This window comes from Jejudonia soesokkakensis (genome assembly GCF_042664795.1).
Classification (GTDB): domain Bacteria; phylum Bacteroidota; class Bacteroidia; order Flavobacteriales; family Flavobacteriaceae; genus Jejudonia; species Jejudonia soesokkakensis.
The window spans coordinates 905,182-928,785 of record NZ_JBHTBN010000001.1 but is presented as its reverse complement, the minus strand read 5'-3'; the positions used below and the strand labels follow the sequence as shown (position 1 = coordinate 928,785).

The 23,604-nt window shown below is 38.8% G+C and carries 21 protein-coding genes; 7 read left to right on the top strand and 14 right to left on the bottom strand.

Features of this window, described 5'->3' with window-relative positions; all coding sequences use genetic code 11:
* Window positions 1–21: 21 nt before the first annotated feature.
* Together ACFQO1_RS04285 and ACFQO1_RS04280 are read right to left on the bottom strand one after the other, a co-directional pair.
* Window positions 22–540 carry a YfiT family bacillithiol transferase gene (locus ACFQO1_RS04285; protein ID WP_380216734.1) on the bottom strand — a complete coding sequence of 173 codons (519 nt, stop codon included), beginning with the start codon at window positions 538–540 and terminating at the stop codon, window positions 22–24.
* Between the two features lie 72 nt (window positions 541–612).
* Window positions 613–1,545, bottom strand: a complete 933-nt coding sequence (locus ACFQO1_RS04280) for a peptidylprolyl isomerase (RefSeq protein ID WP_380216733.1) — start codon at window positions 1,543–1,545, stop codon at window positions 613–615.
* A 77-nt stretch (window positions 1,546–1,622) separates the two neighbouring features.
* Here ACFQO1_RS04280 and ACFQO1_RS04275 point away from each other — a divergent pair, with 77 nt between their 5' ends.
* Entirely contained in the window at window positions 1,623–2,096 is a 474-nt protein-coding gene (locus tag ACFQO1_RS04275; protein ID WP_380216732.1) for a hypothetical protein, read from the top strand.
* Here ACFQO1_RS04275 and recQ read toward each other — a convergent pair.
* Window positions 2,093–4,288, bottom strand: coding sequence for a DNA helicase RecQ (gene recQ / locus ACFQO1_RS04270; RefSeq protein WP_380216731.1), 2,196 nt, complete (start codon window positions 4,286–4,288; stop codon window positions 2,093–2,095). The two genes, ACFQO1_RS04275 and recQ, sit on opposite strands and share 4 nt — an antisense overlap.
* 214 nt (window positions 4,289–4,502) lie before the next feature.
* Here recQ and ACFQO1_RS04265 point away from each other — a divergent pair, with 214 nt between their 5' ends.
* The 4 genes from ACFQO1_RS04265 (at window position 4,503) to lptB (ending at window position 7,659) form a co-directional block, all read left to right on the top strand.
* Window positions 4,503–5,468 carry a KpsF/GutQ family sugar-phosphate isomerase gene (locus tag ACFQO1_RS04265; protein ID WP_380216730.1) on the top strand — a complete coding sequence of 322 codons (966 nt, stop codon included), beginning with the start codon at window positions 4,503–4,505 and terminating at the stop codon, window positions 5,466–5,468.
* A gap of 136 nt (window positions 5,469–5,604) precedes the next feature.
* Window positions 5,605–6,468, top strand: a complete 864-nt coding sequence (tatC, locus tag ACFQO1_RS04260; protein WP_380216729.1) for a twin-arginine translocase subunit TatC — start codon at window positions 5,605–5,607, stop codon at window positions 6,466–6,468.
* A 3-nt stretch (window positions 6,469–6,471) separates the two neighbouring features.
* Window positions 6,472–6,819, top strand: coding sequence for a carboxymuconolactone decarboxylase family protein (locus ACFQO1_RS04255; RefSeq protein ID WP_380216728.1), 348 nt, complete (start codon window positions 6,472–6,474; stop codon window positions 6,817–6,819).
* 99 nt (window positions 6,820–6,918) lie between these two features.
* On the top strand, window positions 6,919–7,659 hold the full coding sequence (lptB, locus tag ACFQO1_RS04250; protein WP_380216727.1) for an LPS export ABC transporter ATP-binding protein: 741 nt from the start codon (window positions 6,919–6,921) through the stop codon (window positions 7,657–7,659).
* A gap of 817 nt (window positions 7,660–8,476) precedes the next feature.
* On the opposite strand, the gene ACFQO1_RS04245 is transcribed toward lptB, so the two are convergent.
* Both ACFQO1_RS04245 and ACFQO1_RS04240 read right to left on the bottom strand, forming a co-directional pair.
* Window positions 8,477–9,529 (bottom strand): NAD(P)-dependent alcohol dehydrogenase, encoded by a 1,053-nt coding sequence (locus ACFQO1_RS04245; RefSeq protein ID WP_380216726.1) that lies wholly within the window; start codon window positions 9,527–9,529, stop codon window positions 8,477–8,479.
* 218 nt (window positions 9,530–9,747) lie between these two features.
* Window positions 9,748–10,494: a CDP-alcohol phosphatidyltransferase family protein gene (locus tag ACFQO1_RS04240; protein ID WP_380216725.1), complete on the bottom strand. Its 747-nt coding sequence runs from the start codon at window positions 10,492–10,494 to the stop codon at window positions 9,748–9,750.
* A gap of 158 nt (window positions 10,495–10,652) precedes the next feature.
* On the opposite strand from ACFQO1_RS04240, the gene ACFQO1_RS04235 reads away from it, so the two are divergent.
* Window positions 10,653–11,723 carry a putative type IX sorting system protein PorV2 gene (locus ACFQO1_RS04235; RefSeq protein WP_380216724.1) on the top strand — a complete coding sequence of 357 codons (1,071 nt, stop codon included), beginning with the start codon at window positions 10,653–10,655 and terminating at the stop codon, window positions 11,721–11,723.
* A 342-nt stretch (window positions 11,724–12,065) separates the two neighbouring features.
* On the top strand, window positions 12,066–13,271 hold the full coding sequence (locus ACFQO1_RS04230; RefSeq protein ID WP_380216723.1) for a lipoprotein N-acyltransferase Lnb domain-containing protein: 1,206 nt from the start codon (window positions 12,066–12,068) through the stop codon (window positions 13,269–13,271).
* Between the two features lie 210 nt (window positions 13,272–13,481).
* Here ACFQO1_RS04230 and ACFQO1_RS04225 read toward each other — a convergent pair whose 3' ends face one another.
* From ACFQO1_RS04225 to ACFQO1_RS04185, 9 genes are read right to left on the bottom strand one after another with little or no spacing between them, the layout of a single operon-like run.
* The gene (locus tag ACFQO1_RS04225) at window positions 13,482–14,873 is read right to left on the bottom strand and encodes a sugar transferase (RefSeq protein WP_380216722.1); all 1,392 of its coding nucleotides are present in this window, start codon (window positions 14,871–14,873) and stop codon (window positions 13,482–13,484) included.
* Window positions 14,874–14,907: 34 nt separating this feature from the next.
* Window positions 14,908–15,927, bottom strand: a complete 1,020-nt coding sequence (locus ACFQO1_RS04220) for a glycosyltransferase family 4 protein (RefSeq protein ID WP_380216721.1) — start codon at window positions 15,925–15,927, stop codon at window positions 14,908–14,910.
* Window positions 15,893–17,242, bottom strand: a complete 1,350-nt coding sequence (locus ACFQO1_RS04215) for an O-antigen ligase family protein (protein WP_380216720.1) — start codon at window positions 17,240–17,242, stop codon at window positions 15,893–15,895. Before ACFQO1_RS04215 ends, ACFQO1_RS04220 begins: the two co-directional genes overlap by 35 nt.
* Window positions 17,243–17,248: 6 nt before the next feature.
* Window positions 17,249–18,298, bottom strand: a complete 1,050-nt coding sequence (locus tag ACFQO1_RS04210) for a glycosyltransferase (RefSeq protein WP_380216719.1) — start codon at window positions 18,296–18,298, stop codon at window positions 17,249–17,251.
* The gene (locus tag ACFQO1_RS04205) at window positions 18,295–19,407 is read right to left on the bottom strand and encodes a glycosyltransferase family 4 protein (protein ID WP_380216718.1); all 1,113 of its coding nucleotides are present in this window, start codon (window positions 19,405–19,407) and stop codon (window positions 18,295–18,297) included. Before ACFQO1_RS04205 ends, ACFQO1_RS04210 begins: the two co-directional genes overlap by 4 nt.
* Window positions 19,407–19,955 (bottom strand): serine O-acetyltransferase, encoded by a 549-nt coding sequence (locus tag ACFQO1_RS04200; RefSeq protein ID WP_380216717.1) that lies wholly within the window; start codon window positions 19,953–19,955, stop codon window positions 19,407–19,409. The genes ACFQO1_RS04205 and ACFQO1_RS04200 overlap by 1 nt, the downstream gene beginning before the upstream one ends.
* Complete coding sequence (locus ACFQO1_RS04195) at window positions 19,948–21,081, bottom strand: glycosyltransferase family 4 protein (RefSeq protein ID WP_380216716.1); 1,134 nt, start codon at window positions 21,079–21,081, stop codon at window positions 19,948–19,950. Before ACFQO1_RS04195 ends, ACFQO1_RS04200 begins: the two co-directional genes overlap by 8 nt.
* The gene (locus ACFQO1_RS04190) at window positions 21,081–22,451 is read right to left on the bottom strand and encodes a hypothetical protein (RefSeq protein ID WP_380216715.1); all 1,371 of its coding nucleotides are present in this window, start codon (window positions 22,449–22,451) and stop codon (window positions 21,081–21,083) included. Before ACFQO1_RS04190 ends, ACFQO1_RS04195 begins: the two co-directional genes overlap by 1 nt.
* 2 nt (window positions 22,452–22,453) lie before the next feature.
* Entirely contained in the window at window positions 22,454–23,599 is a 1,146-nt protein-coding gene (locus ACFQO1_RS04185; RefSeq protein ID WP_380216714.1) for a hypothetical protein, read from the bottom strand.
* Window positions 23,600–23,604: the final 5 nt, after the last annotated feature.

The window sequence follows — 23,604 nt, the reverse complement described above, 5'->3', positions numbered from 1 at the left end:
TTTGTAAGCCTTTTTAAAATGCTACAATGCATTTTTAATATGCATATAATGATGCATACTATGCCACGCATACATACAAGCAAGTTCTTTTAAAGTAAATACATGCTTGGTTTGTGGGTGTATAAAAGTTTTATTCCATTCTTCTTTTCCAAAGCCTTCAAGCATTTGCACAATTTTTTGATGCAGTACCTCGATGTGAGTCAATGACCATGCAATGGGTGTGACTTTCGCATCCTCGAGTTCAGCCCAATCTTTTTCCTGATAGGCTTTTATCGTGGGGTTCTCTTCAGTCAATGCCCATTTAAATCGAGAATAACTATGATGATGACTATCGGCTAGATGATGTACCACTTGACGAATGGTCCAACCTCCTGGTCGGTAAGGGGTATCTAACGTTTCTTTTGGCAAATTTGCAACCAGCGCTCTTAATTGCTGCGGAAACAGTTTCAGAATGGAGATTGCTTCGTCAACAACAGCTTGATTGTATCGTTGAGGAGCCTTAAAAGGTCCTATTGGGTATTGTAAGTGTTCTATGTTCATAGCACGAAACTAAAAAACGCTATCCAAAGAGACAGCGTTTTTAAACTTTTTCTATAAACAGGTTATGAACGATTATTTCACACCTACCAATTCTACGTCAAAAATAAGGGTAGCATTTGGAGGGATAACGCCTCCTGCTCCTTGTGCACCGTAAGCCAAATCGCTAGGAATCACAAAACGTGCTTTATCACCAACGTTTAGCAATAAAATTCCTTCGTCCCATCCCGCAATGACATGTCCCATCCCAACAGGAAAATCAATTGGATTGCCTCGCTTGTAAGAAGAGTCAAATACTCCTCCATCGGCAAACATACCTTTATAATGTACAGAAACTGTTTGGCCTTTCTCTGGACTTACTCCGTCCCCTTTTTGAATGATCTGATAATGTAACCCACTTGCAGTTTTTTCAAAACCAGCTGTTAGCTCTGCCATAGCGGCTTCTTGCTCTTTCTTAGCTGCAGCTTCTCGTTCTTTTTTAGCTCCCGTAAACTGACGAAAACTTTCAACAGCATTCCATTGTTTCGCTTCATCACCTACGCGAACAATCTCAACTTTCTTCATACTGTCTCCTTGTGCAATGGTGTCCACCACATCCTGACCTTCAACCACATGACCAAACACAGTGTGTTTATTATCTAACCAATCTGTAGGCACATGAGTGATAAAAAACTGACTTCCATTAGTTCCAGGACCTGCATTAGCCATAGAAAATACTCCTGGCTTGTCATGCTTTAATTCTGGATGAAATTCATCATCAAATTTATATCCTGGGCCTCCTGCTCCGGTTCCAGCAGGATCACCTCCCTGTACCATAAAGTCTGGTATGACTCTATGAAATTTCAATCCGTCGTAGTAAGGGGTTCCTTGTGGTTTTGCTTCATTTTCAAGATTTCCTTCAGCTAAGGCTACGAAGTTACCTACCGTACCTGGTGTTCTTTTGTAGGTTAATTTTCCTAAAATTTCACCTTTTTCTGTCGTGATTTTTGCGTATATTCCGTCTTCCATTATATTATTTTTTGAAGGTGCAAAGGTACAAGATGCCTTGACATTACACAATGAAGCACCTATAAAATTTAGAAATTATGACCCTACAAAAAGCATGTAGAATTTTCAGTATGATAGCAATCCCTTTACTGTTATTGGGGTGTAAGAATGCTGAAAAAAACAATACCAAACTATTGATTGAAGAGGTTTCGGATGCTTCAGAAAAAAACTGCATAAATACGATTATCAATACGGATGCAACTCTTGGTAAAATCCGCAATGAAGCTCCTAGATTACTTTCACTTTCAGAAGCTATTGACAATTATATCTTTGGAATAGAGGCCATGGACTTTAAAAATTGTCCTGGCGCTTTTGAAGCAGCATTTTTAGATCATAAAGAAGCTTGGGCGGCTATAAAAGAAGTTACAGATAAGTACCCGCAGCTTCGCGGCGAAATGCACGACTTATTTGACCAATTAGAGAAAACAGAGAACGGAGAACGTTTTAAAGAATTGCTTGCCGACATCTGGAGTACGTGGGAAAAAGTGGAGCGGGCGATGTCGCAGTTTTAGTTTCCTACTTCACTAATAAACTTGATACGGTAGAGCCGCAGTTCTTCGGTATCGTAATCCCCATCAAATTCTTCCATAGCCAGTTCTATGGAATCACTTTCGGCTTCCAGAAAATACTCATGAATTTCTTCCTGTTGGTCTTCGTCTAGCAAATCGTCTATCCAATAATTGATATTGAGTTTAGTTCCGCTATAGACAATAGCCTCCATCTCTTTAATTAATTCGGGAATCTCCAATCCTTTTGAATTGGCTATCGTATCTAAAGGTAATTTTCTATCTACATTCTGAATGATATACAATTTAATCGCACTATTTGAACCTGTAGATTTGACCACAAAATCGTCTGGGCGCATGATGTCATTTTCTTCAACATAGTCATTGATTAGTGTTAAGAAGGATGTTCCGTATTTTTTTGCTTTTCCCTCTCCTACCCCATGAACGTTAGAAAGTTCTTCCATTGTAATAGGATACTTCAACGCCATATCTTCCAAGGATGGATCCTGAAAAATTACAAAAGGAGGTAAATTAAGCTTGTCTGCAACTTTCTTACGCTCTGCTTTTAATAATCGAAACAGATTTTCGTCTGCCGTTGCATTTCCTCCTTTTTGAGCGACAACAATCGTATCATCTGTAGTCGTATTATACACATGATCTTCGGTCATCATAAAAGAGCTGGGCTGTTTCAGAAATTCTCGTCCGCGCTTAGTCAACTTTACCACACCATAACTTTCAATGTCTTTTTTAACATATCCTGCTACGAGCAACTGACGTAACAATGCCATCCAGTAAGCATCGTCATTTCCAGAACCTATTCCGAAGAAATCCTGAGTGTCAGTACGATGCGACTTAATCATTGCATTTACCTTTCCTATTAACACGTTTACTACTTCTTTTGACTTGTACTGTTCATTTGTTTTTTGTAGAACTGAAAGTAATTTTACCACATCCTCTTTGGCTTCATGCTTCTGTTTTGGGTTGCGCATATTATCATCCATATCGCCTCCTTCTCCAGTCTCATTGTCAAATTCTTCTCCAAAATAATGCAGGATGAACTTTCGGCGGGAGATAGAAGTTTCAGCAAAAGCGACCACTTCCTGTAAAAGTGCATAGCCAATTTCCTGTTCGGCAACAGGTTTGCCGCTCATAAATTTTTCGAGTTTCTCTATATCTTTATACCCATAAAAGGCAAGGCAATGTCCTTCGCCCCCATCGCGTCCAGCGCGACCCGTTTCCTGATAATAACTTTCAATACTTTTAGGAATATCATTATGAATTACAAATCGTACGTCTGGCTTATCGATTCCCATCCCAAAAGCAATCGTTGCAACTACGACATCTGCATCTTCTTTTAAAAACATATCCTGATGTTTCACCCGTGTTTTTGCGTCTAGCCCGGCATGATACGGAATCGCTTTAATACCATTAACCTGTAAGATCTGTGCTAATTCTTCCACCCGCTTTCGGCTTAAACAATAGATAATACCACTTTTCCCTTCATTCTTTTTTACAAAACGGGTGATATCACTATCGACATTCTTGGTTTTAGGACGGATTTCGTAGTATAAATTAGGACGATTAAAAGATGCCTTAAAGGTATTGGCATCCTGCATCGACAAATTTTTAAGAATATCCTCTTGTACTTTTGGAGTCGCTGTAGCAGTAAGTCCTATGATAGGAATATTATCGCCTATACGCTGAATAATGTTTTTTAAGTTTCGGTATTCGGGTCTAAAATCATGTCCCCATTCGCTAATGCAATGAGCTTCGTCTATCGCTACAAATGAAATGGTTTGTTGCTGAAGAAATTCTACATAAGCGTCTTTTGTTAATGATTCTGGAGCGACATAGAGTAATTTGGTAATACCATTGGTAATATCAGACATTACTTGTTTGACTTCAGTTTTGTTGAGGGAAGAGTTAAGGACATGGGCAATCCCATCATCTGAAGAAATAGCGCGCAACGCATCTACCTGATTTTTCATTAAAGCAATAAGTGGAGATACTACAATGGCAGTTCCTTCTTTTATAAGTGCCGGAAGCTGATAACATAGAGATTTACCACCCCCCGTAGGCATAATAACAAAGGTGTTATTCCCTTGTAAAATGCTTTGTATGACTTCTTCCTGAAGTCCTTTGAATTTACTAAATCCAAAATATTTTTTAAGTGCTGCGTATAAATCTGTCTGCGTCACCCTTATTTTTTTACTGCATTATAATGAAAGAATTTTATTCTAAAGAACACATAAAATTAAAATTGTGTATGCAGGGGAACAATTGTAATTTTGCAACCAAACTATCAAACGAACATCTGGCTCATTGTTGCCAGATTTTAACAGTAAGGTTTGTATTCGCTATCTAAATATAGTAATTAATTAGACAGTCACAAACTTTCAAAAGCCATAAATTTTGAACAATCAAGATAGAATCATTTCAGTTGCCAGAAAAACCATTGAAACCGAAAGCAATGCTATTGCGAATTTGGCAACCTTGGTGGATGCAGAATTTTCAGAAGCAGTACAATATATTTTTAATTCTGAAGGTCGGGTCATCGTAACAGGTATTGGCAAAAGTGCCAATATCGCCACTAAGATTGTGGCTACCCTTAATTCTACCGGTACCCCTGCTATTTTTATGCATGCAGCAGATGCTATCCATGGTGATCTAGGGACGATTCAGAAAAATGATAGTGTAATTTGCATTTCAAAAAGTGGAAACACCCCTGAAATTAAAGTGTTAGTGCCACTCATCAAAGCGATTGGAAATAAATTAATCGCAATAACTTCCAACAAAGAGTCATTTCTTGGGCAGCGAGCCGATTTTGTGTTACATGCCTATGCCGAAAAAGAAGCCTGCCCTAATAATCTTGCTCCTACAACCAGTACCACGGCTCAATTAGTGATTGGGGATGCACTGGCAATGTGTTTGTTGGATTTACGCGGATTTTCAAGTAAAGATTTCGCAAAGTTTCATCCAGGAGGGTCTCTTGGAAAAAAATTATACCTACGGGTAAGCGACCTTACTGCGCTTAATGAAAAACCAAGTGTACATCCTGATACCGACGTAAAAAAAGTTATTGTAGAAATTTCTGAAAAAATGTTGGGCGTGACAGCCGTAGTTGAAAATGACAGCATTGTTGGGATCATTACCGACGGAGATTTGCGTAGAATGCTTACCAAAGAAGATAATTTTCAAGGATTAACTGCAAAAGACATTATGAGCAGTAATCCTAAAAAAATTAATAATGATGCAATGGCCATCGAAGCCATGCAATTAATGGATGATAACGGCATCACTCAAATCCTTGCTGAAGAAAACGGAAAGTATTGTGGCGTAGTACATATCCACAACCTTACCAAAGAAGGAATTATTTAACCTAAGAACACAACAACCGACAACCGACAACCCACAACCGATAACCCACAACCGATAACCGATAACCGACAACCCACAACCGATAACCGACAACCCACAACCGATAACCGATAACCGATAACCGATAACCAACAAAATGTCTAGACGAAAAAAAATAGTGGACGCTGCCAAAGAGATGTCTTTTTTAGATCATCTTGAGGAACTGCGTTGGCATTTAATTCGGGCAACTATTGCAGTTGTGATTATTGGAGTGGCAGCCTTTATTGCAAAGTCGTTTATATTCGACACACTTCTTATGGGGCCGGCAAGTGCAGATTTCCCAACCTACCAGTTACTTTGCAGAGCTGCGACATATCTAGGATTTGAAGATAGTTTTTGCTTTAATGAATTACCTTTCAGAATACAAAGCAGAACTCCTGCCGGGCAGTTTTCGGCACACATCTGGACGTCTATCACTGCCGGATTTATTATTGCATTCCCTTATATTCTCTGGGAGTTCTGGAAATTTGTAAGTCCAGGTCTTAAAAGTAACGAACGCAGAACCAGTAGAGGGTTTATTTTTATCGCTTCGTTCCTGTTTTTTATTGGAGTTTTATTTGGGTATTATGTAGTAACGCCTTTGTCAATCAACTTCCTAGGTAGTTATCAGGTGAGTGAAAAAGTATTTAACGATTTTGACCTAAGTAGCTATATTGGCTTAATAAGGGCTTCGGTACTTGCCAGCGGATTGATCTTTGAACTGCCTATCATTATCTACTTCTTAACAAAGATTGGCATTGTCACACCCGACATATTACGAAAATACAGAAAGTTTGCTTTGGTTGGAGTGTTAATACTTTCAGCAGTGATAACCCCACCCGATATCGCGAGCCAGGTTATTGTTGCTGTACCAGTGATTATCTTATATGAGATAAGTATTTTTATTTCAAAAGCAGTAGTTAGAAATCAAAAAAGAGCAGAACGCAAACGACAAAAAGAAATGCAGCGCTCCAAATACTAGTATATGAAAGAAAACATCGTTGAAGAGTTTAATGCCTATCGTTCTAAAATGAATGACAAGCTATTGGCAGATAATAATAAAATTATCAAACGTATTTTTAACCTGGATACCAATGCCTTTGCTGAAGGTGCACTCCCAAAAAAAACTAAAGAATTACTAGGATTAGGCAACAGTATGGTACTTCGATGTGATGACTGTGTGCGCTACCACTTAGAGGCTTGTTTTAAACTTGGCATTTCAAAAGAAGAAGTCGTTGAAGCATTAAGTGTGTCTTTGCTTATTGGAGGTACTATTGTGATTCCACATTTAAGACGTGCTTATGAGTATTGGGAAGCGTTAGAAAACAACTAATTTTAGCTTCGGAAAATTTAGCCGTACATTTATCGTTTAAGAATTGCCGATACAAATTTCGAATCAATTTAAAGGTTTCCGCTTGCGCGGAAAGAACACATGAAACTAAAAGCTGAAAATCTTGTAAAATCCTATAAGGGCAGAAAAGTCGTTAAAGGAATCACTGTGGAAGTAAATCAGGGAGAGATCGTAGGTTTATTAGGGCCAAATGGTGCTGGGAAGACAACTTCATTTTATATGATTGTAGGACTGATAAAGCCTAACGGAGGAAATATCTTTTTAGAAGGCACCGAAATCACTAAATATCCTATGTACAAACGTGCTCAAAACGGAATTGGATATTTGGCTCAGGAAGCTTCGGTTTTTAGAAAATTAAGTGTTGAGGATAATATCTTGAGTGTATTGCAGCTTACCAAGCTTTCAAAAAAAGAGCAGCAACGAAAAACAGACCAGCTTATTGAAGAATTTGGTTTAGGGCATATCCGAAAAAGCAGAGGTGATCTGTTAAGTGGTGGTGAACGCCGTAGAACCGAAATCGCCAGAGCACTAGCCACCGATCCTCATTTTATTTTATTGGATGAACCTTTTGCCGGAGTAGATCCTGTAGCGGTAGAAGACATTCAGCGGATTGTTGCTCAATTAAAAAATAAGAACATTGGGATTCTTATAACCGATCATAATGTACAGGAAACACTGGCTATTACAGATAGAACGTATCTGATGTTTGAAGGAAGTATTCTTAAACATGGAGAACCAGAAGAACTGGCTGCAGACGAAATGGTGCGTAAAGTATATCTGGGACAAAATTTTGAGCTTCGAAAAAAGAAATTGAATTTTTAGTTTGGTAGATATCACAAAAGCCAAGATTCTGAATAACACCCCTAAAGTCCCCTCAAGGGGACAATTTATTTAGTGTTATTTTAACTCGAAGCATTCGTTTTTAAATTCCTACTTTTTAAAAAGTATCTAATTGTATAAAATTGCTTAATATTTAGCTGTCCCTTGAGATGACAATTTGCTCGGCAACAATTTTACTCAATGAATGTGAAAATCTGCTACATATAATACGTCGAATTGTATATTACAGTTTAATACTTGGACTGTCCCCTTGAGATGACAATTTGCTCGGCAACAATTTTACTCAATGAATGTGAAAATCTGCTACACATAATACGTCGAATTGTATATTACAGTTTAATACTTGGACTGTCCCCTTGAGATGACAATTTGCTCGGCAACAATTTTACTCAATGAATGTGAAAATCTGCTACACATAATACGTCGAATTGTATATTACAGTTTAATACTTGGACTGTCCCCTTGAGATGACAATTTGCTCGGCAACAATTTTACTCAATGAATGTGAAAATCTGCTACATATAATACGTCGAATTGTATATTACAGTTTAATACTTGGACTGTCCCCTTGAGGGGACTTTAGGGGTGTATGATAACAATATACATCCCCTTTTAACGACCTCTCATTATTTATAAAATTGCCAATCCACAACACTCAAACGATTCACGATTCACGTTTCACAATTCACTATATAAAAAAAACAGGCCTCAAAACGAAACCTGCTCTTTACTTTTTATCTTTTATCTTTTATCTTTTATCTTCTAGCTTCTAGCTTCTAGCTACTAGCTTCTAGCAAAACTAACTCTCCTTCAACGATTTCATATCGATCACAAAACGATACTTCACATCATTATCCTTCACTCGAGTGTAAGCAGTATTAATTTCTTCGATGTCGATCATCTCCACATCACTTACAATATCATGTTCTCCACAGAAATCTAGCATTTCCTGAGTTTCTTTGATACCGCCAATTAACGAACCTGCCAATCGCTTACGCTTCAGCACCAGACCTCCACCATGAATAGGATCTAGAGGTTCTATGGCACCCACCAAAACCATCGTGGCATCTCGTTTCAGCAAATTGATATACGGATTGGTATCATGACCCACCGGAATGGTATTCAGCAGAAAATCAAAGGAGTTAGCATGCTTTTCCATTTCTTCTTCATTTTTGGAAATCAGCACCTCATCGGCTCCTAATTTTTTAGCATCTTCAGCTTTTCCGGGAGATGTAGTGATCATGACCACATGAGCGCCCATGGCATGCGCAAACTTAATTCCCATATGCCCAAGACCGCCTAATCCAATAACACCTACTTTATCACCTTTCTTTACATCCCATTGCCGTAATGGAGAATAGGTGGTAATTCCAGCACATAATAAAGGGGCAACAGCTTTTTCATCTAGATTCTCTGGTATGGTTAATACGAATTTCTGATTAACTACAATACTTTCAGAATAGCCTCCAAAAGTATGTCCGCCCAAATGCTTGTCCTCTCCATTGTAGGTCATTGTTGCGCCATTTTCACAGTACTGCTCCAAATCTTCCTTACAACTAGCGCACGTTTGGCAGGAATCGACCATACAACCCACTCCAACTAAGTCTCCTTTTTTAAAATCCTTTACATTGTCTCCAACACGTGTAACACGACCAATAATTTCATGACCAGGAACTACGGGATACATTGCCCCTCCCCAATCATTTTGCACAGTATGAATATCACTATGACACACCCCGCAGTAGGTAATCTCAATAGCTACATCATCTTTGGTGGTTTCTCTTCTTTCAATTTCGATCTGGGATAAATCACCAGATTCTTTTTTGGCTGCGTATGCTTTTACTTCACTCATATCTCTTGCCCGTTTAGACGGTTTTCTATTTAATTAATGTTGATTTTTCTTAAAGATAGTTTAAACAAAAGGAAATAGTAACCAATGGCGAAGATTTTACCAATAGATTAACAGAGGGTAAAGAAGTATGTTAAAAAAAAACAGACAAAAAAAGCTTCTCGTTTCGCTTTCCACATTCACGTTTCACATCTTACTTTTCACCTTTCACGACTCACGTTTCACGACTCACTTCTCCAGAACAACGATATCAGAATATAAAGTAGGATGATAACAGGTATCGCCACAAAATGAAGTAAAAAAAGCAATACCAAACAGAGAAATAAGAATATATACCGAACAGCATTTTCTTTAAATCCCCAGGTTTTAAATTTTAAGCCGAACAGGGGTAACTCCGCATTTAATAGGATGCAACTTAGTATTGTGAGCCCTGAAAGAAACCAAGGGTTGAGTATGATAGTTTCGGCTGTTTCAGAATATTGAAAATGCAGTATGAGTGGCAAACTAAAAAGAAGCAGAGTATTTGCAGGGGTTGGCAAGCCAATAAAACTGGAAGTCTGACGCGTATCTACATTAAATTTTGCCAATCGGTATGCCGAAGCAACCGTGACTAATAAACCTGTAAATGGAATGTAATTGTAGAAACTTTGATTCCAGGAGCTTTCAGAAAAAAGAGCTGTAATCTCCATAGGGCCTCCTGTTAGGGCTTCAGAAAATAACTGAACCAACACAATTCCTGGCGCTACTCCACTAGTAACCATATCTGCCAGGCTATCGAGTTGCAGTCCAACATCGCTATGTGCCTTCAGAAGACGCGCTGCTAATCCGTCAAAAAAATCAAAGAAAATTCCGAGGAAAACAAATACAGAGGCCGTCACCAAGTCGCCCCCAATGGCAAAAAAAACAGCAATACACCCACACATTAAATTGAGAGAAGTAATTAGGTTTGGAATCTGTTTCAATAGCATACGAATTTTATAACGTTAGGAAGAATATGTATTAAAATATCAAATCTATGTAAAAATAGCGAAGTATTTCCGTCCAAAGGCTATATTACACAATATGTCCTTTAAATTATAGTTTACTATTCTGTAAAATAGTGAGATATTTGCGCAAATTTTTAAGCTTGAAGAAGAACCTTTTTATCCTGTTTTTAACCATTTCAACGGTAGTCTCTGCACAGACTACACGAAAATATTCTAATGAATTTATGAATATTGGAGTCGATGCAGCTTCTTTTGGGATGGCAAATGCAGTGGTAGCCTCTACTTCCAATGTGAATTCTGGGTATTGGAATCCTGCCGGTCTGGTACATCTTGAAGACAATCAGTTGTCATTAATGCACGCCTCCTATTTTGCAAATATCGCTAACTATGATTATGCAGCCTTTGCAATGCCGCTGGATGACCAAAGTGCGGTGGCCTTGTCGGTCATCCGATTTGGAGTGGATGACATTTTAAACACCACTCAGCTAATCGACGAACAGGGGAATATTGACTATAACAGAATTCGGTTATTTTCAACAGCAGATTATGGCGTTACCTTTTCGTATGCACGGGCCTTACCGCTCGACGGATTAAATTTTGGGGTGAATGCTAAAGTAATACGACGTATCATTGGTGACTTTGCATCTTCTTGGGGCTTTGGACTTGATGCGGGAATTCAGTTTGAAGCGGGGAATGATTTAAAATTCGGATTGATGGCGCGTGATATTACCACTACCTTTAATGCCTGGAGTATTGACGAAGCTAAGTTTGCAGACATTCAGGGAGCGGTAGAAGATCAAAATCAGGATTTACCAGAAACCACAGAAATTACCATCCCGAAGCTACAATTAGGGGTTTCAAAAAAGTTTGTCTTCCATTATGATTTTTCATTGCTAACCGAAGTGGACCTCAACGTTCGGTTTGCCGAAACCAATGATATTTTTTCTTCAGGTTTTGCGAGTATCACGCCTTCTGGCGGATTCGAATTTGGGTATATCGATATGGTCTATGTGCGTGCTGGGGTAGGGAATTTTCAAAACATTCGGCAACTCGACGGTAGTGAATCGGTAGGTTTTCAGCCTAACTTAGGAGTAGGGTTTAAGTATAAAGGCATTCAGGTAGATTATGCCTTGACAGACATTGGCGACCAGAGTGCCGCCCTCTATTCAAATGTATTCTCTCTGACCTTGGATTGGGATATATTTAGATAAATGGTTAATAATACTATTTCTTATAATTATTAATTAGTGACATCTGTCAACCCATAACATAAAACTGTCAACAAACAACTTGTCTCACATCTCACCTTTCACGAATCATTTTTCATGTTTCACGAATCACGTTTCATGATTCTAACACTTTCAATTACACCCCTAAAGTCCCCTCAAGGGGACAATACCATAATAAAGCTTCTCTCATTCTTGCAATAAAAAAAATTTGATAATTGTGAAATTATTCGTAGAGATTATAAATTCATCTTAAAATAAAGTGTCCCCTTGAGGGGACTTTAGGGGTGTTTTACTATTTTTACGGAAAAATTTATATAACTCCTTGTGTTCAAAAAATTACTTCCTCTTTTTTGTTTCTTTCTTCTGAATACCACACTATACGCTCAGTACATTCCTATCTCTGAAGATTCCGAAATTAGTATTTTAACCGTAGGGCCTGGAGAGGCGTTATATGACAAATTTGGACACAGTGCTTTTCGGGTTAAAGACAACACCCTAGGATATGATATTGTGTATAATTATGGCACCTACGATTTTGAAACCCCAAATTTCTACACCAAGTTTGCTCAGGGAAAATTATTATATGAGTTAAGCTTTTATAACTATGAACAGTTTCTGGCAAGTTATAAAAGGCAAAACAGGTGGATCAAAGAGCAAGTTTTAGAGCTCTCACTTTCAGATAAAGAAGCGGTTTTTAACTTCCTTCAGAACAACGCCAAAGACGAAAACAAGGCCTATAAATACGATTTCTTTTTTGATAATTGTGCCACCCGAATGCGAGATGTGCTAAAAGAAGTGTTGGGTGACCGATTGCAATACAACGATTCATTTGTGGAAGAGCAATACACCTTTCGGGAACTGATTCAAAAAAATGTGCATTGTAACAGTTGGGGAAGTCTTGGTATGGATGTAGCAACGGGTGCTGTCACCGACAGGGATGCAACGGCATGGCAATATCAGTTTCTACCCAACTATGTGTATCAAGCTGCTACAACTGCAACTCTTGATGCAAATGGCAAAACACAACCGTTGGTTAAGGAAACTAATTTTCTTTTTAAAAACAATCCGGTAACCCATAGAAGCAACTATCTGTTGAGTCCATTATTTATCTTTAGTGTGATTTCCATATGGGTACTTTGGATCACATTTAGAGATTTAAAAAGAGAAACACGTAGCAGATTTTTGGATGCGGGACTACTTTTTATAACGGGTGTTGTAGGAATTATTTTGGCACTACTTTGGTTTGCAACAGATCATTCGGCTACGGCCAATAATTATAATCTATTGTGGGCATTTCCATTTTCGATTTTAGTCACAGCCGCAATTGCCAAACGCAACCCAAAAGCATGGGTATCCCGATATATTATATTTCTATTATTGTTATTCCTCCTATTGACCATCCACTGGATCACAGGCGTACAAGAATTTGCTATTGGTCTTCTACCACTGTTTATGGCGTTAGCGATTCGCTATATTTATGTAGTGTATTATCTGAAAAGAAAAACCAGCTTAGTAGTGAGTAGAAAGTAGAAATATAACGTACTGCTAACTGAGACTGTAAACTGAAGACTTATCACGTTTCACGATTCACCTCTCACATTTGAAAGCTCACGTCTCACGCTTATCACTTCCAGCTTCCAACTTCACGCTTCACTCTTCACACTTCCAACTTCCAGCTTCCCACTTTATCGTCTCACGCTTCACGTCTCACCATTCACGATTCACATCTCACGCTTCACCCTACTGCCCCCTATAAAAAATAATCGTACTCAGTGTCTTGATCACAATACTAATATCCAGAAAAAGCCGTCGGTGTTTAATGTAGTAGAGGTCGTACTGAAGCTTCTCCAACGCATCAGCATCTGTCGTACCATACGAAGCATTTACTTGCGCCCAGCCAGTAACACCAGGCTTTACCAGATGACGCACTTCGTAAAAAGGAATCTTTTTCGAAAGTTCTTCTACAAACACAGGACGTTCAGGACGCGGTCCTATCACACTCATATCGCCTTTGATTACATTGATAAACTGCGGAATTTCATCAAACCTCGTTTTCCGAAGAAAACTTCCAAATCGGGTGACTCGAACATCCTCTTTTTCTGCAAACTGAGCACCGTGTTTTTCGGCATCGACGATCATCGATCTCAGTTTATAGATTCGGAAAGGCATTCCATTTTTCCCAACACGTATTTGCGAATAGAATAACGGACCTCTATTGGCAAATAAATTACCTACCATGACCAAAGGAAAGATCAGTAATCCAAAGGCCAACCCAAGAACAGAAAAAAGCAAGTCCAACACACGATGAAAGAACAAGTACAGTTTATTCTGGTTGCTTCGGCTAAAAGGAAAATAACGATAAAAATCTTTCTCCGCATGGTGCACAGGCACACGCCTGTTAATTTCTTCGTACACTTGTGTATATTCACGAATGGGAGTACCAAGTTCAAGCAATCGTAGTAACTGGTTATTGATTTCGACTGGCACACCTTCTCCTTGAGTATCACCTACAACAATTTCAGAAATCTGATGCTTTAGAACTGTTTGGTAAATTCCTTCGGAAGGAAATTCAATGATCGAATCTACAGTAACTTCTTGTGAGTCAATATCGGTCGCAATGGTCCCCACTACTCTATAATTGGGATCTGATTTATGCAACGATTCAATAATAGCATGCTGGTCTTCAGAATTTGATATCAATAAGATACGTTTATAAAATCGTGGTGTAGAGATCAATGAGATATACGCATACCGCCAAACAAAGAGCGCGATATTGATAGCCATATAAAAATAAACGATCTGTAGCCTATTGGTAGGAAGTGTAGGGGTATAAAAGGGAGTCAACAAATAGAATAATACCGTAACCGAAGAGGTTAAAATAACATTCTGCACCACTACTTCAAATTTACTGGCTTTTTGAAGGTTATACAATTCAAAAATACTGGCAAATAAGGTTAGGTAGATCGCAAGTACAATAGACCAGACCCAATGTTCTTTATTAATTAAAAAATAATCAAATTTAAAGATCAACCCAATCACATACAGCAACGCAAGTACACTGGCAATATCGAGGATACGCAGCAAAATTTTACGCTCTGAAATATCAAAATGGATGGTTGACTTTTGAGACATACAACTGATTTGGAACTCTAAAAATAGGCTTTTTTTAGGAGTCTAAAAGAGCAATCCATGAATGTTTAATAGTTTGCCAGTCAAATCCTTCTGCAGTCGTTCTGCCATTAGTTGAAAGGGCTTCAACCATAGTAGGATTTTGGTAGAGTTGTAAGATGGCTTCTACAAATAGGTTAGCATCATCTGGAGCGACCAATAAACCGTTTATACGATGGGTAATTAAGTAAGGGATTCCCCCAACGTTGGTAGAAACTATGGGTAATCCTAACGCCATGGCCTCTATAAGGCTCAACGGAGTATTATCTACATTCGTGGTATTGATAAAAAGATCATGAGATTTAGAAAGTGCGGTCCATTCTTTTTTAGATAATTTCCCTGTAAAGGTAATGGGTAGGTTCTTTTCTTCGGAAACAGCTCGGCATCTATCAAATGTCCCATCATTAGCTGGACCAACCATCGTAAGTGAAGACGTATATCCCTTTTGAAGCAACAATTCAATAATTTGCAAAGCCAGCATCGGATTATATAGTTTAGAAAAAGAACGTACCCAGAGCAATTGGAGTTTTGTTTCTTTCCGAAGTGTATAAGGAAGTTCTGCTATGGAAATAACATTTGGAATTAACTGCAGATTCTCATATCCTGCCTTTGAAAAGGCTTCAAAAAGATATCGGGAAGGTGCCACATTTACTTCGGCTTTGCTAAATAATTTTTTAGACAGTTTCGGACTTTTATTCAATCGATCTGGCAATTTACCACCATGAAGGATAGGGATGTAAGGAATACTGAATAAACGACATAATCTTGCAATGATCACTGCATAGTAAAAATTCTGGGTACTATAGGTGTCGATCAGTACTTTAGAAACAGTTTTTTTGTGCTGTAATACGGTTCGTATCATAGCAAGCATTCGTAGTACTTTACTTTTTTCTGAAGAAGAAGAAACCACAACATACCCTTCCTCTTGCAGTAAACCACTTAGGGTTTCTATGTAGGTGCTCGTAGCTCCACTGTTGGAGAGTTTATTTCCTATGTATAGTAGTTTTCTTTTTTGCATGTACGATAGAAATTAAACAAAGTCCGTAAATAAAAGCAGGAGCTGCGATACGCATACTGGAGTGATTGATGGTTAAAAACCAGAACGCCAAAAAAGCAAATAAAAAGACATTGCTTCGATTTCGGAGCCAATAAAACAAAGGGGTGACTATAAGTATGATCAAAGCCAACAATCCTGCGAGTCCATGCTCAGATAGCAACCGACTTATTTCGTTGTGTGACGCAACCAATACTCCTGTTTGTTCGATACGGTATTCCTTTGCTTTTCCGATACCAATGCCAGTTAAAGGATATTTAAAAAACGCATCCAATTCGGTTAATACAATATCTACCCTACCTGTGGTCACATCCTGTTTTACTCTACCCGCTGCATCCTGATTGCTATAGCGTTTATCAATTAATCCCAACGTTGCTATAGAGCTTATAAACCAAATAATGGCAATTGCAGCAGCCACAATTCCTACTCTTGGTAAAATACGTGCTTTCCCTTTGGCATTGGACTGTATAAATAAAAATAGTAAAAAGATTCCTACACATATAGCCGCAGTAAAGATGCCTCCTCTAGAAAAGGTTACGATTCCTCGATAGCCTATTAAAACCAATAAACCAAGATCAATTATATTTACAAATTTACTTCGTACTAAGAATAGTCGGGAAACCAGAATAAACATCCCTAACCCTAGGGCTGTAGCTACCTGATTAGGCCCAAATCCTCCCGAAGCTTCAAAATTAGATTGGGTGCCTTCCAGTATATCTCTAATATTGGGCGTATAAAAATACAGGTACGTAGCCATAGCAACAACAGGAAGCATCACAGCCAATAAGATATTTTGTAATCGTTGAAAAGGCATCTTGCGTTCATAACAATACAACGCACAGATTCCAAGACAGACCGGACCACTTAAATTAAATCCGATGAGATTCAGCACAGGACTATCGTAATTCAAATTAATGACCGAAAATAAGATGCCAGGTACTAGCAGTAACAAGAAAACCACATAGGCCCACGATTTTTTATTAAACCCACGGTAAAACATCCCTAAAGTCAGAAATCCAATAACTGCATATTTGGCAAATTCATACGAAAAGGTAAATCCGCCCGTCATCCTGTTAAACACTTCGAAACCTGTAATATATCCAGCAGCTAATAAGATCTCATCCCCTCTATTCTTATTAGTGACCATTTTATATAAAAAATAAAGGATGCCAGCGGTTAAAAATAACTTAGCCGAGGGCCTCGCCAGATAGGCTATAAAACCGATGGCGATGTGAAGCGCGACCAGTTGAACGTATGTTATTTTTTTTAAAGGGCTCAAAAAATTCTATATATAATTTGATACTAGTTGTGGCAGCACAGCTGTTTCAGAATAGGTTGTTTTTATATGTTTCTGAAAGGAAACAGCATCTCTTTGTAACGCTGCAGCATTCGACATATAGTCTTCTAATACAGTAACCATAGACGCTATTTCATTTACATCAACCACTTTCCCAAAGTCGCTCACCACTTCTTTACAATAGCCAACATCGGTGACTACAACCGCTAATTGAGCAGCACCGTATTCTAGCAATGCCATCGGTAAGCCTTCAGAAATAGATGAAAGCACACCAATTTTGGCGTTAGCAAGAAGTTGCGGCACATCAGTTCGGACTCCTAATAACTTCACTACATGTCCAAGGTGATGGTGCGCAACAAATTGTTTGATTTTTTCGGAATACGCATCGTTATAATCGGCTCCAATACACTGCAATTTCCAGGTAGGATACCGCTTGTGCAATTCAGAAAAAGCTTTCAGCAAATGTAAGTGATTTTTAGGGGCTCTTAAATTAGCAAGGCACACAATAGTATTCGATTTTACAGGAATATCTCTAGTAAAACTTTCCGAGGCAATAAAATTAGGCACATAAACGACTTGCTTTGCCTTTAAATTCTTTTGACACCACTCCTGTAATTCGATAGTAACTGTAATGATTGTCGAAAATAAATAGGAACAAAAATAAAGCATTTTAAAATCTTTCTGACCACTATAAATCCTATGACCATAGTGTTCATGCCACACAAGTGTAAGGGAAGGAATTCGTAATTTTAACCAGGCAGCTAAAAAATAGGAGGTCCCATGGGCATGTATCGTCGTAATCTTATGGGTAAGCACATATTTTTTTAAGGTAGTAAATGCTTTTACATCTAGCGTTTTTTTTCGTTCTAAAAAAAGATATCCAACCTCAGGATGCAGCGTACTTTTTAAAGCACCTTCTTTTCTGGTGGTACACAGATAGCTTTTTTCAATATGGGATGTAAGAGCATTTGCGATGGTGACTGCGACCCTTTCGGCACCACCCGCATTCAACGAATCGATGAGTTGTAACACTCTCATACCAGTAGTTTTTTAATAGCTGCTTCAAAAGAATCCAGTGTGTATTGCTGTGCAAATTTTTGTCCTTCGCTACTCATAGTTTGCAAGGTTTCTTTGTTTTGGAGCAATTGAACTATAGTGTGCTTGTCTTGATCTAAATCTAAGCTCAAAAACCGGCCACGTTTTCCTTGACCTAACATCCAGGGAACACAAGATATTCTGGTCACTAAAGGAATGACGCCCCAAAACATAGCTTCGGCAACTACTTTGGGCCACCCTTCCGATTGGGAAGGCAATAGTAAAAAGTCACTCTGTTGATACGCAGCTTCAACAACCTCACTTGACTGATTCCCATGTAAGATAATCAATTCGGCTAGGGAATGTTCCGTAATATAGGTTTCCAAAGCGGTACGTTCTGCCCCATCGCCATAGAGATCAAGACGGCAGGCGATTCCGTTTAGGTGTAATTTCTCCACTAACTGGATGGCATACAATGGGCGCTTTCCTACAGCAAGGGTTCCCACAAATATAAATCGATAGGGCGCTGCAAAGGCTTTTGGTGTACTTTCTTTTACTTTGTCTGAAGCATAAGAAGCAGTAAAGAAGGGGGTAATGTTTTTTGACTGATTGGGCCAATCGCCATACACTAATACCTGCATATTTTTGGTAAGTAAGGGGCTGGAAAGGATCCATTTTTGCAAGCGGTAACTTAAAGGTTGTGTAGCTTTGGGATCCCAGTTACCAGCATATTTTGCGGTTTTTGTTTTCTTCGGAAAGAATAGCTGAGCCATAGCACCTAACAATCCGATATTCCCCGGACACCTTAAATGAATATGATCTGCTTTTGCCATAGCACTACAGAGCTTCAGAAAAATATAAGGAAGTAGCAAAACCGAAACTAGCGCGGCATCTATCCTGTTAAAAGAGATCCACGGAATGGAAACCACATTGACATCCTTCCGAAGAAATGGTGCCAACAATAAGCTTTTCTCATACTTCGTAGGCGACACAATCGTAACCTTATCTACATGAGAAAACCACAAATTCATCTCTTTTACATAGGGCGCATAGGAATACAGGCCGTCCTGTTTTTGGAGTGTAGGTGCTAATGTGACGACTAATAGTTTCATTAGATATAGGCGCTGGAATCATGAGTGCTTACTTGTGTTGCAGGAACGCCAACAACGGTGATTCCGTTAACAACATCCTTCACAACTAGGGAATTAGCTCCAATCACAACATCATCTCCCACAGTGATATTCCCGGCAATCGTAGCACGGGCACCCATATACACATTATTACCAATTACAGGCACACCGCGTTTTTTACCTCTTCCGCTCACACCAATAGTAACTCCTTGAGAGATGTTACAATTAGTTCCAATCTTAGCATTCGCATTAATAATAATGCCACCAAAATGCCCGATATAAAAAGAATGTCCGATACTAGCACTATACGGGATGGAAATTCCAGTTACAATTTCGATCCACTTTTGCCAAAGCACCCAAAAAAGTAATACAAATGATTTTACAAAAGAGGGAATAGCACTTCTATAGATCGCGTTGCCTGTACGGTACACAAAGAGTGCCCATAGGCCTTGTTGCGTAAGCAATAACACCAAACTGTTTTTACCAGAATATTTTTTATATTTTGCGATGTCGGTAGCAAACTTACCCATGCGCCATACATTTTTTATAGAATGTGATATTTTCCTCTAAAATACTCATTTTATCATAGGTGATACGCACATGAGCCCTTGCATTTTCTCCCAATGCTTTGGCTTTTTCAGGATGCTTTATACACCAGATCATCTTTTCGGCAATATCGGCTGGGTTGTACACATCGCATAGTAACCCATTTTGTTTATGTAGTATGGTTTCAGGCCCAGGACCATATTCAGTAAAAACAACCGGTTTCCCTAACAACATTGCTTCTAGGGTCACCAGACCTTGAGTTTCCATATGCGATGGAAAAACACAGAGCAAGGCTTCGGCATATTTCTCAAAGAGCAAGTTTCGATCTATACTCCCGTGAAAAAGTACGTTTTCAAAATAAGAAGGCTCCAGGTCCTTTTGTAGTTGGGTGATATACGAACGCCCGTCTGGATAATACCAGTCCCTTCCAAAGATATCAAGATGCAAATCTGGAAACTCTTTTCTCACCAATGCAAACGCCTGTACTAATTCTCGGACTCCTTTTTTCTCACAAACAGTCCCTGAAAATAAAATTCGGTGGGGATCAACTTCTACATCTGGAACTGAAATTGTAGTGTCCATAGGATGATGGATAACCTTTACAGGTTTATTTCGATACCTTAGGTAGTTAGCTGTGTGTAACTTCACATACTCAGAAACGGCAATAAACCCATCTGCTTTACTAAAAGATCTTTTTTCAAGCAATCCTTTCCGCCAGTTGATGGGACGCTTTTCTGCTTCCGCAAAAAAATGATGTCCTCCATGAAGTCGTATGATTTTTGTAGCCGGAAATCTTTTAGAGATGAGGGCGAGTCCGCCCTCGGCAGCTTCCAGGATAGCAATAGGATGTTGGGAATGCAACCATTTTAGTTTACTGTTCAGCACTTTTTTATTATGTATAAAGGCAGGTAATTTCCCTTTTCGTTTGGGTAAGCGATACAGTGTAACCCCTTTATCCTCTAGTACTTCTTCTGTATGGGTTTCTCCAACACCAACAATGGAAACGGTATTCCCTTCGGCAACCAAAGCACGTCCAAAAGTTTGCAAAAACGTCCCGATGCCTCCTGGGGACCAGAGTGGATATTCCGAAGAAAGAAAGACAATATGCATTAAACGATTGATTTTAGAATTTGCTGAGATGCCCGTTCGGCATCTTCTACGACTACATCAAACCATTGGGCTATGGCAGTTGCTGGCGTATCAATTGCCCTTGTAAGTATAGCTATAATATTTTCTTTGTCAGACAACCAATACACGGCATCTTTGGAAGGCATACTTCTAAAGTGCTGATACGCATAAATCCGTTTCACAGACCAATGTCTATCTGGCACGGTATCATAATTGATAAAGATACAAGGCTTCCCAAACATTCCAAAATCAAATGCCATGGTCGAACCTACATTGACGACGGCATCGGCATAATAGGCAAGACTCACCAGCAAAGAAATATCCTGATACGTTGGATACACAGCCGACCAGAGGTCTGAATTAAAATTCCATAAAGGTGGCATGTCGATAATTAGCTTCGGAAACTTTTGTAACACCCAATCATACCTCCCGGAGACATCTACGGGGCATCTTCGAAAGACAATCTGAATACGATCTTCCATGCCTTCGGAAACAATGGCCGATGCAATATCATCGAGGTACTGAGGATCATGCGGAGAGGTCAAGACATCATCTCCTGAAAAGCAAACGATTTTTTTGGATTCTGAAAGTCCGTAGCTGCTGTAAAATTCAGTTTTCGGAATGATATTGCTTTCGTCTTTATAGAATTCAAATTGTGGAGTTCCGGTGACTTTAATACCTTCTGAAGCGATTTCAGGATAAAAGAACTGCAACTCTTTTTTCATATAACGAGACCAGACCAGATACAGATCGGCTTGCAAGGCCAATCGTGCTTTGGGGATATTATCCCAGGAGTAGATGACCGTAGCAGTCTTAATTCCGAGATCACGAGCGGCTGCAAAAACCACAGGCGCTTTTAATGCCCGTTGATGGGTACAAAACAGCACATCGGGTTGTAACGTTTGTAATTGTTCAGAAACTTGAGGGTACAACGGATTTTTCCGTAGTGCTTTCTGGTACTTTTTTTCAAGCTTTAAAATGCCTTGATAGGTGGTAATTGTTGTAGCTAAAAGCTGTACTACTTTGTAAAAAAAAATCAGTTTTACAGAACCCTTTTTTGATTTAAAGAAGCTAAGAATAGAAGGATTTTCAGCTTTTTTAGCATTGTATTGGATACGCGCCAAATGAATTAATTCCCGTAAAAACTTTTCTTTTACAGACTCTTTATAGGCTGGAATTTCTAAGGTTGAATCAAGGGATATATGGTTCTTGAGTTCGGTAAGGGTATCGCCATCAAAATTATGATACAAATGCAAACTAGCATCTGCATGCTTAAATACCGAAGAATACAGGTAATTTTTAATTCCGGTGCCGTCTGGGACGAGAAGGAGGATATTTTTTTTGGAAATCAAGCCTACAATTTTAGAAACAACCCATAACAGCCGTAGATACTTAACAAAGTTACTACAATATAATTAGCCTGTATGATTATCTGGGGGAGTTTTCCATCTTTACTATATTGAAAATACATAAAAATGCTGGCAATAAATAGCGGTGCAAACCATCGCAATTCCAAAAAAGAAATAATCAGCAAACAAAAAATAAAAGCCGTACCCAAAAGAGAAAGCGGTATATAATCTGCAGGGTGTATGGTTCTTAATCTAAATAGTGCTAGTATTCCCAAACCTAATACGACGGCTAACATCAAGCCCATTTGTCTAGAGCCATAGATGCCGAAAAATAACAGTTCTTTAAAAAACTCTTTTATGGTAAAGGGAATGTCAAAAAGTATGGCTTCTATTTCTGTTGCAGGTAAGGATTGTGTTCCATGGAGTTGTAAGTAAGCATCGGTTTCTTCCCAGGAAGGATGCTGATAATTGGCTAATGATCCTTCATTCACTAACAATTGTGCATAATACTGTCGCTGTGTCCAGGTTGCTTCAATTCCAGATGGGGGTAGCTTTTGATCATACGAGAGGTTTTTATTCTGTAGAAGTGAAGGGATATTCAGCAGTAAAAATACAATAGCTAAGATGGCAGGGAATAGTAAGGTCTTTATAGTACCTACTTTTTTAAGTAGTAAAAAAATAATTCCGAGTAGAATGCAGGGCAAAAACAATAGGATAAGAGCCCGTGTAAAAAAAGCAATGACAATGGCACTTCCCCACCAAACAAAAGTGGAGGTCTTACGTGAGAGAAGTAAATAGGTTTCAATCAAAAATACCCCCAGACTTACTGAAAAAAGGGTGTCGTTGGTACCCGCCATAAAATAACCCACCGTACTAAAAAAGAAAAGCAGCAACGCATAGAACCTTCCATTTCGGAAGGCTATTCTTTTATGAAAATACAATAACAACAATCCAAATAGCAACACATTGACAAGTCGTAAGGCCACAAAATCTGGCAATACCAATGAAAAAGGATAGGGTAGCAATACATAGGGAATAGAGACTCCTTTTGCGATAGCAGCCCACAAACCCTCGGTTTTTACATACGCAAGGTCACGTATAAACAATGCTTCATCCCCCACTCCTGCGGGTTTACTTAAAAAATAAATCAAAGAGA

Bases quoted from the DNA above. Each gene is read 5' to 3' on its own strand.
- ACFQO1_RS04210 (WP_380216719.1), bottom strand. From the start codon at position 18,298: ATGAGAGTGTTACAACTCATCGATTCGTTGAATGCGGGTGGTGCCGAA.
- ACFQO1_RS04220 (WP_380216721.1), bottom strand. From the start codon at position 15,927: ATGCAAAAAAGAAAACTACTATACATAGGAAATAAACTCTCCAACAGT.
- ACFQO1_RS04245 (WP_380216726.1), bottom strand. From the start codon at position 9,529: ATGAGTGAAGTAAAAGCATACGCAGCCAAAAAAGAATCTGGTGATTTA.
- ACFQO1_RS04275 (WP_380216732.1), top strand. From the start codon at position 1,623: ATGACCCTACAAAAAGCATGTAGAATTTTCAGTATGATAGCAATCCCT.
- ACFQO1_RS04280 (WP_380216733.1), bottom strand. From the start codon at position 1,545: ATGGAAGACGGAATATACGCAAAAATCACGACAGAAAAAGGTGAAATT.
- ACFQO1_RS04205 (WP_380216718.1), bottom strand. From the start codon at position 19,407: ATGAAACTATTAGTCGTCACATTAGCACCTACACTCCAAAAACAGGAC.
- ACFQO1_RS04195 (WP_380216716.1), bottom strand. From the start codon at position 21,081: ATGCATATTGTCTTTCTTTCTTCGGAATATCCACTCTGGTCCCCAGGA.
- ACFQO1_RS04240 (WP_380216725.1), bottom strand. From the start codon at position 10,494: ATGCTATTGAAACAGATTCCAAACCTAATTACTTCTCTCAATTTAATG.
- lptB (WP_380216727.1), top strand. From the start codon at position 6,919: ATGAAACTAAAAGCTGAAAATCTTGTAAAATCCTATAAGGGCAGAAAA.
- ACFQO1_RS04255 (WP_380216728.1), top strand. From the start codon at position 6,472: ATGAAAGAAAACATCGTTGAAGAGTTTAATGCCTATCGTTCTAAAATG.
- ACFQO1_RS04225 (WP_380216722.1), bottom strand. From the start codon at position 14,873: ATGTCTCAAAAGTCAACCATCCATTTTGATATTTCAGAGCGTAAAATT.
- ACFQO1_RS04200 (WP_380216717.1), bottom strand. From the start codon at position 19,955: ATGGGTAAGTTTGCTACCGACATCGCAAAATATAAAAAATATTCTGGT.
- ACFQO1_RS04285 (WP_380216734.1), bottom strand. From the start codon at position 540: ATGAACATAGAACACTTACAATACCCAATAGGACCTTTTAAGGCTCCT.
- tatC (WP_380216729.1), top strand. From the start codon at position 5,605: ATGTCTAGACGAAAAAAAATAGTGGACGCTGCCAAAGAGATGTCTTTT.